13 protein-coding genes are annotated in these 13,737 nt (G+C 58.6%); 11 read left to right on the top strand and 2 right to left on the bottom strand.

Annotated elements, in window-relative coordinates; all coding sequences use genetic code 11:
* Positions 1–3 precede the first annotated feature (3 nt).
* The 7 genes from P3G59_RS20905 (at position 4) to P3G59_RS20875 (ending at position 6,604) form a co-directional block, all read left to right on the top strand.
* Positions 4–744, top strand: a complete 741-nt coding sequence (locus tag P3G59_RS20905) for an alpha/beta hydrolase (protein ID WP_277758802.1) — start codon at positions 4–6, stop codon at positions 742–744.
* Between the two features lie 5 nt (positions 745–749).
* Entirely contained in the window at positions 750–1,244 is a 495-nt protein-coding gene (locus tag P3G59_RS20900) for a hypothetical protein (protein WP_277758801.1), read from the top strand.
* 175 nt (positions 1,245–1,419) lie between these two features.
* A complete protein-coding gene (locus P3G59_RS20895) occupies positions 1,420–2,409 on the top strand; it encodes a 2-dehydro-3-deoxygalactonokinase (protein WP_277758800.1) in 990 nt (329 codons plus the stop codon).
* A 19-nt stretch (positions 2,410–2,428) separates the two neighbouring features.
* Complete coding sequence (locus tag P3G59_RS20890; protein WP_277758799.1) at positions 2,429–3,049, top strand: 2-dehydro-3-deoxy-6-phosphogalactonate aldolase; 621 nt, start codon at positions 2,429–2,431, stop codon at positions 3,047–3,049.
* A 61-nt stretch (positions 3,050–3,110) separates the two neighbouring features.
* Complete coding sequence (dgoD, locus tag P3G59_RS20885; RefSeq protein WP_201230986.1) at positions 3,111–4,259, top strand: galactonate dehydratase; 1,149 nt, start codon at positions 3,111–3,113, stop codon at positions 4,257–4,259.
* Between the two features lie 170 nt (positions 4,260–4,429).
* Positions 4,430–5,740 carry an MFS transporter gene (locus P3G59_RS20880; RefSeq protein ID WP_277758798.1) on the top strand — a complete coding sequence of 437 codons (1,311 nt, stop codon included), beginning with the start codon at positions 4,430–4,432 and terminating at the stop codon, positions 5,738–5,740.
* Between the two features lie 60 nt (positions 5,741–5,800).
* A complete protein-coding gene (locus P3G59_RS20875; RefSeq protein ID WP_277758797.1) occupies positions 5,801–6,604 on the top strand; it encodes an IclR family transcriptional regulator in 804 nt (267 codons plus the stop codon).
* Between the two features lie 9 nt (positions 6,605–6,613).
* On the opposite strand, the gene P3G59_RS20870 is transcribed toward P3G59_RS20875, so the two are convergent.
* A complete protein-coding gene (locus tag P3G59_RS20870) occupies positions 6,614–7,666 on the bottom strand; it encodes an NAD(P)-dependent alcohol dehydrogenase (protein ID WP_277758796.1) in 1,053 nt (350 codons plus the stop codon).
* A gap of 192 nt (positions 7,667–7,858) precedes the next feature.
* On the opposite strand from P3G59_RS20870, the gene P3G59_RS20865 reads away from it, so the two are divergent.
* A complete protein-coding gene (locus tag P3G59_RS20865; protein WP_277758795.1) occupies positions 7,859–8,749 on the top strand; it encodes an AraC family transcriptional regulator in 891 nt (296 codons plus the stop codon).
* Between the two features lie 183 nt (positions 8,750–8,932).
* Here the strand turns inward: P3G59_RS20865 and P3G59_RS20860 are convergent, their stop codons facing one another.
* Positions 8,933–10,597 carry an electron transfer flavoprotein-ubiquinone oxidoreductase gene (locus tag P3G59_RS20860; protein ID WP_016985998.1) on the bottom strand — a complete coding sequence of 555 codons (1,665 nt, stop codon included), beginning with the start codon at positions 10,595–10,597 and terminating at the stop codon, positions 8,933–8,935.
* Positions 10,598–11,147: 550 nt separating this feature from the next.
* Between P3G59_RS20860 and P3G59_RS20855 the strand changes: the two genes are divergently transcribed.
* From P3G59_RS20855 to P3G59_RS20845, 3 genes are all read left to right on the top strand, one after another.
* Positions 11,148–11,897, top strand: a complete 750-nt coding sequence (locus P3G59_RS20855; RefSeq protein ID WP_007908338.1) for an electron transfer flavoprotein subunit beta/FixA family protein — start codon at positions 11,148–11,150, stop codon at positions 11,895–11,897.
* 2 nt (positions 11,898–11,899) lie between these two features.
* Positions 11,900–12,829 (top strand): FAD-binding protein, encoded by a 930-nt coding sequence (locus P3G59_RS20850; RefSeq protein ID WP_277758793.1) that lies wholly within the window; start codon positions 11,900–11,902, stop codon positions 12,827–12,829.
* 80 nt (positions 12,830–12,909) lie between these two features.
* Positions 12,910–13,731, top strand: a complete 822-nt coding sequence (locus P3G59_RS20845) for a transporter substrate-binding domain-containing protein (RefSeq protein WP_277758792.1) — start codon at positions 12,910–12,912, stop codon at positions 13,729–13,731.
* Positions 13,732–13,737: the final 6 nt, after the last annotated feature.

Genomic DNA, 13,737 nt, shown 5'->3' with positions numbered 1-13,737 from the left:
GACATGGCAGATGGAAGTGCTACCGCAGAAACCCCAGCGGCACCAGTGGCAAAGAAAGAACCAGTGACTCATACGCTTACTTGTAAAACTGATCAGTCGGTCAAGCAGGTGGCGGTAGCAATGCGAGATGTAATGGTTTTTCTTGTTGGCGGGGCTGGGGATCAGGAAAGGTATTATGTTGATGGGCCGAACCACAATGTTGATTATGTTCGCAAGATGGTCGATGCGGACATTGAAAAACTGGAGGTTCAAAAGTTTTGTACTACATTGCCTCTTGGCTATAACGCGTTTATGAGTGAAGAGGATCTGGGAAAAAATGTAATCGGGAAAATTTCAAATTGTAGTACGGCTGTTTATATTATTGGTCATAGTCTCGGCGGCTGGAATGGTGCGCACCTCTCTGCTGTTTTGACCGATCGTGGGTATAAAGTAAAAATGTTGATTACTTTAGACCCTGTAGGTCACGGCAAAATTGTGTGCGGTATTTCGAAAATATACAGGCAAATACCAAAGCCTAAAGCGGAGTATTGGGTAAACATTCGGGCAGCTGCCGTCGATTGGAATTTATCCGACCTCGTGGCTGACTTTGGCGAACAATGGGAAGTCACCGAGGGGCCGAATGTCATGGGGCGCCTTGATATCAATCACGCAGATGCCAATTTCATGTTCGATCGGGAGTTGCCCGGTGGAAAGTCTGCTCGGCAGATTTTAAGGGAATCCATTTTGAAGCGAACCAAGGGGTAGTTCTAATGAGGATGCTAAGTTTATTGGTTTTGATATTGATGGCTTCCGCCTGCTCCTTGAATCATGGTCGGCCTGTCGCTAACTTGGAATACACAAAGACTGAGAGGCTTCGCAATACAGGGATTTATCAAGTTTACTTTTCGTCGGATGTAGAGCTTCTAGGGTTGTTTAAATCGTCTATTGGGCAGGGGCTTATATGCTCATTAACGGATGATTTGGATTTTTCTCAGTCGCATCAAATAAAGCAATCCGGGTTTGGGTTTGTAGAAAGGCTTTCCGCTAATTCGCTGCTCTACCGCGCAGATGTTATTTTTGACGAGTCGGTGGATGGTAAGGGTGAAGAAAGACGCCTCAAGGGCGAAACGTTGGCTCCGTTTTTGACTGCCAGAGACGCTATTTCTTGCGTGTTCAGAGTGCACTCCACTACCTATAAGACTTACTTCTCCAATGTTATGCATATTCCCAGCGCAGATTTATTGAAATCTGGACCTGCTCAATAGTACTGAGCGCCTGCTTTTTCATCATCGACGACCGGCATACAGGGGGATCGGCGCACGAATTTTTTCTACGTCCTTTTATCCCATAATGTGGGATGCAAAATTACATATTGAGATTTGTCGTTTGAGAGGTCTATAGTCCGTCGCACTCACTGCCAAAAACAAAACAGGTGAAGCGATGCTGGCGCAATTGATCGCGCTCGACTGGGGGACGACCTCATTACGTGCTTACAAACTCGCCGCGGGCGGTGTGGTGCTGGAGCAGCGCGCGCTGTCGTCCGGCATCATGCAGTTGCCCAAGGCCCCGCGTGTCATCAATGGTTGCGAATGCGCCGATGGTTTTGAACTGGCCTTCGACGAGGCGTGCGGCGACTGGCTCGATGCGCAGCCGAATCTGCCGGTGATCGCTTGCGGTATGGTCGGCAGCGCGCAGGGCTGGCGTGAGGCGGCCTACTGCGAGACGCCGGCGAATGTCGCCAATCTCGGAAACTCCCTACAAACAATTACCAGCCTGCGCGGCACTCTCGTGCACATCGTGCCGGGGGTGATTCAGCGTTCGCGTCTGCCGAACGTGATGCGCGGCGAAGAAACCCAAGTGCTTGGCGTGTTGCAAAGTTTTCCGGACGAGGCGGGCGCTGATCTGTTGATCGGCCTGCCGGGCAGTCACTCGAAATGGGTCGAAGTGGTCGATGGCTGCATCACCCATTTCGATACGTTCATGACCGGCGAAGTATTCGCCGTGCTCAGTGAACACAGCATTCTCGGCCGCACCCTGAAGCAAGGCGCAGCGTTCGATGTTCAGGCGTTTGACCGTGGCGTGCAGATTGCGCAGTCGGCGGACGGTGAGCTGGGCGTGCTGTCGACCTTGTTCAGCGCCCGCACCCTGGGCCTGACCGGTGAACTCAGCCCGACGGCGCAGGCAGATTATCTGTCCGGCCTGATGATCGGGCATGAACTGGCGGCCCTTGCCACGGTTCAGCGCCGTCGCTGCAAGAAGACGAATCTCCCTTCGATCATCCTTATTGGCAACGCGCAACTCTGTGTGCGTTACCGCCGCGCCCTCGATGCCTGTGGTTTCGCCAACGTGACGCTGGCCGAGCAGGCTACCGAACGTGGCCTGTGGCAACTGGCGCTGGCTGCCGGACTGATCGATTCCTCATCCCGTTAACCCTGACTGGAGGCCTGACATGCTCAAGCAAGCATTGGCGCAAAACGGTCTGATCGCGATCCTGCGTGGCCTGCACCCGCAGGAAGCTGGCGCTGTCGGAGAAGTCCTGTATACCGCCGGATTTCGCGTCATCGAAGTACCGCTCAATTCCCCTTCGCCGTACGAAAGTATCCGCATCCTGCGCAATTCCTTGCCCGCCGATTGCCTGATCGGTGCCGGCACGGTGCTGACGCCGGAACAGGTCGAATTGGTCAAAGAAGCCGGCGGCCAGGTGATCGTCATGCCGCACAGCGACGCCAAGGTGTTGCGCGCAGCGAAAGCGGCGGGGCTGTTTTTGTCGCCCGGCGTTGCGACGCCGACCGAAGCCTTCGCGGCACTGGAGGAGGGCGCGGACATTCTCAAGCTGTTCCCGGCCGAGCAGATGGGCCCGGCGGTCGTCAAAGCCTGGCTCGCGGTGTTGCCGTCCGGCACGGTGCTGGCACCGGTCGGCGGCATCACGCCGGACAACATGCAGGCGTTTATCGATGCCGGCGTGAAAGGTTTCGGCCTCGGCTCCGGCCTGTTCAAACCGGGCATGACGCCGGAGCAAGTGGCGGTGAATGCCAAGGCCTATGTGGCCGCGTGGAAGGCCCTTCGCTAAGACTTTTTGGCGCTGTGTGCGCTGCATCTAATAAGAGCTGCATTTACAAAAGAGAGCAGAGATGAAAATCACCAAACTCACCACCTTCATCGTTCCGCCGCGCTGGTGCTTCCTCAAGGTCGAAACCGACGAGGGCGTGACCGGTTGGGGCGAGCCTGTCGTTGAAGGGCGCGCGCACACCGTCGCCGCTGCCGTCGAAGAATTGTCCGACTACCTGATCGGCAAAGACCCACGCAATATCGAAGACATCTGGACCGTGCTCTATCGCGGCGGTTTCTACCGTGGCGGCGCGATCCACATGAGCGCGCTGGCCGGTATCGACCAGGCGCTGTGGGACATCAAGGGCAAGGCGCTCGGGGTGTCGGTGAGTGATCTGCTTGGTGGTCAGGTGCGTGACAAGATTCGTGTGTATTCGTGGATCGGTGGCGACCGTCCGGCCGACACCGCGCGTGCGGCGAAAGAGGCGGTGAGCCGTGGTTTCACTGCGGTGAAAATGAACGGCACCGAAGAGCTGCAGTTCCTCGATTCCTTCGAGAAAGTCGATCTGGCGCTGGCCAACGTCGCCGCCGTGCGTGACGCGGTCGGCCCTAACGTCGGCATCGGCGTCGACTTCCATGGCCGCGTGCACAAGCCGATGGCCAAGGTGCTGATGAAGGAACTCGATCCGTACAAACTGATGTTTATCGAAGAGCCGGTGCTCAGCGAGAACTACGAAGCGCTAAAAGAACTGGCGCCGCTGACCAGCACACCGATTGCCCTCGGCGAGCGCCTGTTCTCGCGCTGGGACTTTAAACGCGTGTTGAGCGAAGGTTACGTCGACATCATCCAGCCAGATGCGTCCCACGCCGGCGGCATCACCGAAACCCGCAAGATCGCCAACATGGCCGAAGCCTACGACGTCGCGCTGGCGCTGCATTGCCCGCTGGGGCCGATTGCGCTGGCGGCGTGTTTGCAACTGGACGCGGCTTGTTACAACGCGTTTATCCAGGAGCAAAGCCTGGGCATCCATTACAACGAGAGCAACGACTTGCTCGACTACGTCAAGGATCCGCGGGTGTTCGATTACGACAAAGGTTTCGTGAAGATTCCAAACGGACCGGGGTTGGGCATCGAGATCAACGAAGAATACGTGATTGAGCGTGCGGCAGTCGGCCACCGCTGGCGCAACCCGATCTGGCGCCATGCCGATGGCAGTTTTGCCGAGTGGTGATTTGTCTCTGACACACCACAACCCCCTGTGGGAGCGAGCCTGCTCGCGAATGCGGCAGGTCAGTCACATTGAGGCCGGATGTGCCGCCGTCTTCGCGAGCAGGCTCGCTCCCACAGGGTGCAGTGCAGGCCTCAGGCCGACCTCAATAAACATAAAAAGAGGCTCTCTCCATGCAACCGCAAACCCTCACCGGGCAGGCGTCTTTAGTCACGCCCAGCCGCAAGCGGTTTTTCATCATGGTGTTGCTGTTTATCACCGTGGTCATCAATTACCTCGACCGCAGCAATCTGTCGATTGCCGCGCCGGCGCTGACCAGTGAGCTGGGCATCGATCCGATTCACGTCGGCCTGATCTTTTCCGCGTTTGGCTGGACCTACGCCGCCATGCAGATCCCCGGCGGCTGGCTGGTCGATCGCGTGCCGCCGCGCATCCTCTATAGCGTCGCGCTGCTGCTGTGGTCGCTGGCCACGGTGATGCTCGGTTTCGCCGCCAGTTTCATCGCGTTGTTCGTGCTGCGCATGGCGGTCGGTGCACTGGAGGCCCCGGCTTATCCAATCAACAGCCGCGTAGTCACGACGTGGTTTCCCGAGCGTGAGCGCGCCACGGCGATTGGTTTCTACACTTCAGGGCAGTTCGTCGGCCTGGCATTCCTCACCCCGGTACTGGCCTGGTTGCAACACGAATTTGGCTGGCACATGGTCTTCGTCGCAACTGGCGCGGTGGGCATCATCTGGGCGGCGATCTGGTACGCGGTGTATCGCGAGCCACGGGATTTCAAAGGGGCCAACGAAGCGGAAATCGACCTGATTCGCGAGGGCGGTGGCTTGGTCGATATTCAGCAAGAGTCCGCCAAGGTCAAAGCCAAATTCAGCTGGGCCGATCTCGGCATCGTCCTCACCAAACGCAAGTTGTGGGGCATCTATCTCGGCCAGTTCTGCCTGAACTCGACGCTGTGGTTTTTCCTCACGTGGTTCCCGACTTATCTGGTGAAGTATCGCGGCATGGACTTCATCAAGTCCGGCCTGTTGGCGTCGCTGCCGTTTCTTGCTGCGTTCATTGGTGTGCTGTGCTCGGGGTTCTTTTCCGATTTCCTGATTCGTCGCGGCTGCACCGTCGGTTTCGCGCGCAAGTTGCCGATCATTGGCGGACTGCTGATTTCCACCTCGATCATCGGCGCCAACTTCGTCGAGTCGACGCCGCTGGTGATTGCTTTTCTGGCGCTGGCATTTTTCGGTAATGGCCTGGCCTCGATCACCTGGTCACTGGTGTCGACGCTGGCACCGGCACGTTTGCTCGGGCTGACCGGCGGGGTGTTCAACTTCATCGGCAATCTGTCGGCAATTGCCACGCCGATCGTGATCGGTTTCCTCGCCAGCGGCGATTCGTTCGCGCCGGCGATCACCTACATCGCGGTGCTCGCCTTGGTCGGCGCATTGTCCTATGTGCTGCTGGTCGGCAAGGTCGAGCGTATCGAGTTGTAGTGGTCTGCGTCGGGCGACCATAATGCCGCCCGTTCCCTCGCTCAACAGTAAAGGCTGGATATGCAGGAAGACGCTCCGGAAAAAACCAAGGACGCCGCGCCCACCGGCACGCAAACGCTGTTGCGCGGCCTCGGTGTGGTGCAAGCGGTGGCCAGTGGCGCCCGCGATCTCAAGGAGATTGCCCGGCTGATCGGCACCACGCGCAGCACCACCCATCGTCTGGCCAGTTGCCTGGTCGACGAGCGCTTTCTGCGCGTGGTGCCGCAAGTCGGTTATCTGCTCGGGCCGAAGCTGATCGAGCTGGGTTTTCAGGCTCGTGAAGAATTGCCGTTGGTGAGCCTGGCCGGGCCGTATCTGGACGAGTTGTCGGCGCTGACCGGTGACACCGTGCACTTAGGCATTCGTGAAGGCGATGAGGTGCTGTATCTGCTGAAGAATCCGGGGCGCAATGGCCCGGAAATGCGTTCGCGGGTCGGCCATCGCATGCCGCTGGCGCGCACCGGGATTGGCAAGGCGTTGATGCTCGATGATTCGCCGAAAGATTGGCAACGGCTGTACGACATCAGTCTGCCGGCAGGTGGGAAAAGTCAGTTCTGGCCGCAGCATCCCCAACAGTCGTGGGAACAGCTAGAGCAGCGCATGACCGAGTACGTCGCCGGTGGCTACGCCTTCGATCTGGAAGACAACGAGCCGTCGATCCGTTGTGTGGCGGCGCCGATTCGTGATGCGAGCAAGGGCATTGTCGCGGCGATCAGCATCGCCAGCACCGTGCCGTACATGCCGCTGGAAAAAATGGCCGAGCTGATTCCCCTGATCAAAGGGGTCACAGCCCGGCTGTCGGCGGAGCTCGGCCTGAAGGTATAAGGGGCAGGCTTAAACCTTGAGCGTCGCCATGTCGATCACGAAACGGTACTTCACATCACCGGCGATCATGCGCGCATAAGCCTCGTTGATCTGGCGGATGTCGAGCATTTCGATGTCGCAGGTGATGTTGTGCTCGGCGCAGAAATCCAGCACTTCCTGAGTTTCAGCGACGCCACCGATCAACGAACCGGCCAATACGCGACGGCTCATCACCAGTTTGCCGGCGTGCACCGGTGGATCGATCGGTTCGATCAGACCGACCAGAATGTGCACGCCGTCAAAGCGCAGGGTGTCGAGGTACGGATTCAAATCGTGCTGCACCGGAATGGTGTCGAGCAGGAAGTCGAAGTAACCGGCAGCCGCTTTCATCTGTTCAGCGTCGGTGGAAACGATCACGTGATCGGCGCCCTGACGACGACCTTCTTCAGCCTTGCTCGCCGAGCGCGTGAACAGCGTCACTTCGGCGCCCATGGCCTTGGCGAACTTGATGCCCATGTGGCCCAGACCGCCCATGCCGAGAATCCCGACCTTGTCGCCAGCCTTGACGCCGTAGTGCTTGAGCGGCGAGTAGGTGGTGATGCCGGCGCAGAGGATCGGCGCAGCGCTGGCCAGGGCCAGTTTTTCCGGAATGCGCACAACGAAGTGTTCGCTGACGACGATGCTGTCCGAGTAGCCGCCCATGGTGTTGCTGCCATCGACCCGATCCGGCGTGGCGTAGGTCATGGTCGGACCTTCGAGACAGTATTGCTCAAGGTTCTGCTGACAGGCTTCGCAGGTGCGGCAAGAGTCGACCATACAGCCGACACCGACCAGATCGCCTACTTTGTGCTGAGTGACATTCGCACCGATCGCGGTGACTTTTCCGACGATCTCGTGGCCGGGCATCAACGGGTAAACGGCGATGCCCCATTCGTTGCGCGCCTGGTGGATATCGGAGTGGCAGACGCCGCAATACAGAATCTCGATCGCTACGTCGTCGGCGCGCGGGCTGCGACGTTCGAATTTCATCGGGGCGAGGGGAGTGGTGGCCGATTGGGCGGCATAGCCGATGGCGGTATACATGGTGAACCTCGCGAAAGCAGTGACAGTTGAGGCGGCGCATTCTGGGCGTCGAGTGACGGTCCGGCCATGACGATTCCTCCGGGTCTCATGCCTAATCCTCCGGCATGCGGGTTTGATCGGTCGCATTGGCAAAAGGATCTGCCATGATGCTTTCATCCCTTATTTTCGTGATTTTTTGTGAAGAACAATTTGATGCAATTGACCCGTCATCTTGATGCCAATGCGCGTCTGGTTTCGTTGATCGAACCGCTGGCGCTGCGCGACGGTTACTCCCAGACCGGGTTGCCCGGTGTGCAGGTATTGCGTGCCAGTTGCGACGTCGCCCGTGGCCCGCACATTTATGAGCCGAGCCTGATGATCATCGCCCAAGGCAGCAAACTGGCGTTTCTCGGGCCTCGGACGATGGAGTATGGCGCTGGGCATTACTTGATTCAGGCGCTGCCGGTGCCGTTCGAGTGTGAGACGTTTGCCTTGCCGGATGCGCCGTTGCTCGGGGTGTCGGTGGCGATTGATCGGGTGTTGCTCGGTGAATTGGTGTTGGCCATGGGCTTGGCGCCGGGGCGGCATATTCCCGCGCAGACGCCGGAGTCGATGACCTCGGTGGTGCTCGACGATGACATGCGTGGCTGTGTCGAGCGTTTGCTCAGTTGCCTGCACGATCCGCTGGAATGCCAGATTCTCGGGCCGGCGCGGGTGCGTGAGTTGTTGTTCGTGGCATTGCGTGGGCCGCAGGCGGATGTATTGCGCGCGTTGGTGGAACAGCAGGGGCAATTCGCGCGGGTCGCGGCGTCGATCAGTCATCTGCACGCGCATTACACCGAACCGTTGAATGTCGAGACCCTGGCGAGTTGCGCGAACATGAGCGTGTCGACGTTTCATGAGCATTTCAAACGCAGCACGCTGTTGTCGCCGGTGCAGTATTTGAAGCGCTTGCGTTTGCTCAAGGCGCAGACGTTACTGGTCGCCGAAGGCCTGGGTGTGGCGCAGGTGGCGCATCGGGTGGGGTATCAGAGTACGTCGCAGTTCAGCCGTGAGTACAAGCGCTACTTTGAGCGCAGCCCGGGTGACGAGCGCGCGGCTTGAGCCGACGAAAATCCCCTGTGGGAGCGAGCCTGCTCGCGAAGGCGGTGTATCAGTCGACATCATTGTTAATGACACACCGCTTTCGCGAGCAGGCTCGCTCCCACAGTTGTTTTGTGGTGTCAGAGGAATTTTGGGCAACAAAAAGGCCCCCGTTTCGGGAGCCTTGTTGTTCAGCTTTTCGACTTACATGTTCGGATAAGTCGGGCCGCCAGCGCCTTCCGGCGTCACCCAGGTGATGTTCTGCGAAGGGTCCTTGATGTCACAGGTCTTGCAGTGCACGCAGTTCTGGGCGTTGATCTGGAAGCGCTTCTCGCCGTCTTCCTTGGTGATCACTTCGTAGACGCCGGCCGGGCAGTAGCGCTGCGCCGGTTCGTCGTACAGCGGCAGGTTCTTGCTGATCGGGATGCTCGGGTCGGTCAGCTTCAGGTGGCAAGGCTGTTCTTCTTCGTGGTTGGTACCGGAGATGAACACCGAGCTGAGCTTGTCGAAGCTGAGTTTGCCGTCCGGCTTCGGATAGTCGATCTTCTTGCAGTCGGCCGCGAGTTTGAGGCAAGCGTAATCCGGCTTGGTGTCGTGCAGGGTGAACGGCAGTTTGCCGCCGAAGATGTTCTGGTCGAGCCAGTTGAAACCACCGCCGACGATGGCGCCGAACTTGTGGATCGCTGGGCCGAAGTTGCGGCTGGCAAACAGTTCGTCGTAGAGCCAGCTCTTCTTGAATGCGTCGACGTAGGTGGTCAGCTCTTCGGTGCCGTCCTTCTCGGCGAACAGTGCGTCAGCTACCGATTCAGCGGCGAGCATGCCCGACTTCATCGCGGTGTGGCTGCCTTTGATCTTGGCGAAGTTCAGGGTGCCGAGGTCGCAACCGATCAGCGCGCCGCCCTTGAAGACCATTTTCGGTAGCGAGTTCAGGCCGCCCTTGCAGATGGCGCGCGCGCCGTAGCTGATGCGCTTGCCGCCTTCCAGATATTGAGCGAGCACCGGGTGATGCTTGAGGCGCTGGAACTCGTCGAACGGCGACAGATAGGTGTTGCTGTAGGACAGGTCAACGATCAGACCGACCACCACCTGGTTGTTTTCCAGGTGATAGAGGAACGAGCCACCGGTGTTCTCGGTGCCCATGATGTCCAGCGGCCAGCCGGCAGTGTGCACCACCAGGCCTGGCTGATGCTTGGCCGGGTCGATTTCCCAGATTTCTTTCAGGCCGATGCCGTAATGCTGGGCGTCGGCGTCGCTGTCGAGGTTGTAGCGCTTGATCAGTTGCTTGCCGATATGGCCACGGCAACCTTCGGCAAACAGCGTGTATTTGCCACGCAGTTCCATGCCCGGGGTGTACAGGCCTTCTTTCGGATTGCCTTCGCGGTCGACGCCCAGATCACCGGTGATGATCCCGCGAACCACGCCTTGTTCGTCGATCAGCGCTTCCTGAGCGGCGAAGCCTGGGTAGATTTCCACGCCAAGGTTTTCGGCCTGCTGGGCCAGCCAGCGGCACAGGTTGCCGAGGGAGATGATGTAGTTGCCTTCGTTGTGCATGGTCTTGGGCACAAAGAAGTCTGGAATCTTCTGCGCGTTTTCGGCGTTTTTCAGCACGAAAATGTCATCGCGGGTGACGGGCGTATTCAGCGGCGCGCCGAGTTCTTTCCAGTCCGGGAACAGTTCGTTCAGAGCGCGTGGTTCGAACACGGCGCCGGAGAGGATGTGTGCGCCGACTTCGGAGCCTTTTTCGACCACGCAGACGCTGATTTCCTTACCGGCTTCGGCGGCCTTCTGCTTCAGACGGCAGGCGGCGGACAGGCCAGCGGGGCCGGCACCGACGATGACCACGTCGAATTCCATGTATTCGCGTTCCACAGGCTATCTCCTACTCAAGGCTCAACAGTTTTTTTTCTAATTTGGAGGTTTGATGTCGCATCCGCTATTCCTTTACGTTAACGTCAAGGGGAATATTGGAGAACTGACCTTTCTCTCTAGGCGGCGCATTATATCTACACCACTCTCAGCGTCCAATACAAACGTTTGTTTGAATCGGCTCCAGCCCAGAGAAATCAAAGAAGCGCGGCTTATGAATGGTCATTTTGCTGTATTGACCGGAATAGGCGTTCCGGTCAAGATACGGGCGGTTTTGCGCTCGTCGTAGGCAGACTGGCGGTTTCAAGAGCACGTCTAAAGACAGGGCAGAGGCGGTAGAAGGTGATGCGCAGCGCAATCTGGCGCGCAGTTTACACAGCGTGAAGATCAATGACCCGTCGGTCACCCCTGACGAACGGTCGCAGGTCTTCACAGCGTGCAGCCACCTGACACCCGAGTCGGCGTTTTTAGAGGTGCCCTTTTAGCCTGATGAGCATCAACCGCCAGGTTCGCCTAGGCGACTTTCTTTTCACCGGAGAGTAACGAGGAATCCATGAAGGTTCTTGTAGCTGTCAAACGCGTTGTGGATTACAACGTCAAGGTTCGCGTCAAGGCGGACAATTCCGGCGTCGATCTCGCCAACGTCAAGATGTCGATGAACCCGTTCTGCGAAATCGCAGTGGAAGAAGCCGTACGCCTGAAAGAGAAAGGTGTTGCGACTGAAATCGTCGTCGTCTCCATCGGCCCGACCACCGCTCAGGAGCAACTGCGTACCGCACTGGCTCTGGGTGCCGACCGTGCCATCCTCGTCGAATCCGCTGAAGATCTGACCTCGCTCGCCGTCGCCAAGCTGCTCAAGGCTGTGGTCGACAAGGAACAGCCGCAACTGGTGATCCTTGGCAAACAGGCCATCGACAGCGACAACAACCAGACTGGCCAGATGCTCGCTGCACTGAGCGGCTACGGCCAGGGCACGTTCGCCTCGAAAGTCGAAGTCTCTGGCGACAGCGTTGCCGTGACCCGCGAAATCGACGGCGGCGCGCAGACGGTTTCGCTGAAACTGCCGGCCATCGTCACCACCGACCTGCGTTTGAACGAGCCGCGCTACGCGTCTCTGCCAAACATCATGAAAGCCAAGAAGAAGCCTCTCGAAGTGCTGACTCCGGACGCTTTGGGCGTTTCCACCGCCTCCACCAACAAGACCCTGAAAGTCGAAGCGCCGGCTGCACGCAGCGCGGGCATCAAGGTCAAGTCGGTGGCTGAACTGGTCGAGAAACTGAAAAACGAAGCGAAGGTAATCTAATCATGACTATCTTGGTAATCGCTGAACACGACAACAAAGTGCTGGCCCCGGCCACACTGAACACCGTGGCTGCTGCGGCCAAAATCGGCGGCGACATCCACGTTCTGGTTGCCGGCCAAGGCGCTGGCGCCGTGGCTGAAGCCGCTGCGAAAATCGCTGGCGTGAGCAAAGTCCTCAACGCTGACAACGCCGCTTACGCGCATCAGCTGCCGGAAAACGTTGCGCCATTGGTTGCCGAGCTGGGTGCTGGCTACAGCCACATCCTGGCTGCCGCGACTTCCAACGGCAAAAACATCCTGCCGCGTGTTGCCGCGCAGCTGGACGTTGACCAGATCTCCGAAATCATCTCGGTCGAAAGCGCTGACACTTTCAAGCGCCCGATCTACGCCGGTAACGCTATCGCTACCGTGCAATCGACTGCTGCGATCAAAGTGATCACCGTGCGTGCCACCGGTTTCGACCCGGTTGCTGCTGAAGGTGGTTCGGCTGCTGTTGAAGCCGTTGGCGCTGCGCACGACGCTGGTATCTCCAGCTTCGTCGGCGAAGAGCTGGCCAAGTCTGATCGTCCAGAGCTGACCGCTGCCAAGATCGTCGTTTCCGGCGGCCGCGGCATGCAGAACGGCGACAACTTCAAACACCTGTACGCCCTGGCCGACAAGCTGGGCGCCGCTGTGGGTGCTTCGCGCGCCGCAGTTGACGCAGGTTTCGTACCGAACGACATGCAGGTCGGTCAGACCGGCAAGATCGTTGCGCCACAGCTGTACATCGCCGTCGGTATTTCCGGCGCGATCCAGCACCTGGCCGGCATGAAAGACTCCAAAGTGATCGTTGCGATCAACAAGGACGAAGAAGCGCCGATCTTCCAGGTGGCCGATTACGGTCTCGTGGCGGATCTGTTCGAAGCAGTACCTGAGCTGGAGAAGCTGGTCTAATCCAGCGGCTTCACTTATAAAGAGCCCGACCTTTTGGTCGGGCTTTTTTTTGTCTCGGATTTGAGTGGGAGCGTTTTGCCATGGATCTGCGCTGCGGATGGTTGTTGGGATTGGCCCTGTTGCCGGGTTTGGCCATGGCCGCAGGCAAGTGCGAGCGCCTCGTCGTCACCGGCAGCCCGGATGCGCCGCCGTACCTGTGGCAGGACCCGCAGAATCCCAAGCAGTTGATCGGCGCCAGTGCCGACCTGTTGCAACAAGTCGCCAAAGACCTCGGCGTTAAAGTCGAACTGCTCTATGCCGGCAAACGCTCGCAAGCCCTCGATGAAGTGCGCAGCGGGCGCATGGACATGCTGGCCGACGCGCCGCTGACCTTCAATGAGCTGGAAAACCTCGACTACATCTATCCACCGCTGCTGGAAAACGACTATCTGGTGTGGACGCGTAAAGGCTCGACACTGGTCTATAGCGAGGCCAAAGACCTGCATGGGCACACCGGTGCGTTGTCGGAAAAGTCTCGTATGACCCAGGCATTTGGCGTTTTCGCCGACCAGAATCTTACTTTGACGCGGACAGCTAACCTGACTCAGGCCCTGCAGAAATTGCTCCTCGGTGAAGTGGAATATGTTCTCGCCGGCCGCTACTCGGGCATGGCGGCCGCGCAGGCGTTGGGTATGGCCAATGACCTGCTGGCATTCGAACAGCCGGTCGACCGCCCTGGGCTGTTCCTCGCGGTTTCGCACAACTCGGCGTGCAACGATCCGTGGTTGCGCGGACAGTTGGCCAAAAAGATGACAGAATTGCCCGCGTCCGGACTGACGGAAGCCGTGCTGCAACGCAATATCGAGCGCTGGAAGGCGCAGCAGCAACAGCCGCAACAACCTGTCAGTGCCCCAAAACAGTAGGGATTC

The sequence above is a fragment of the Pseudomonas sp. A34-9 genome (assembly GCF_029543085.1).
Classification (GTDB): domain Bacteria; phylum Pseudomonadota; class Gammaproteobacteria; order Pseudomonadales; family Pseudomonadaceae; genus Aquipseudomonas.
This window is presented reverse-complemented; position numbering and strand designations above follow the sequence as displayed.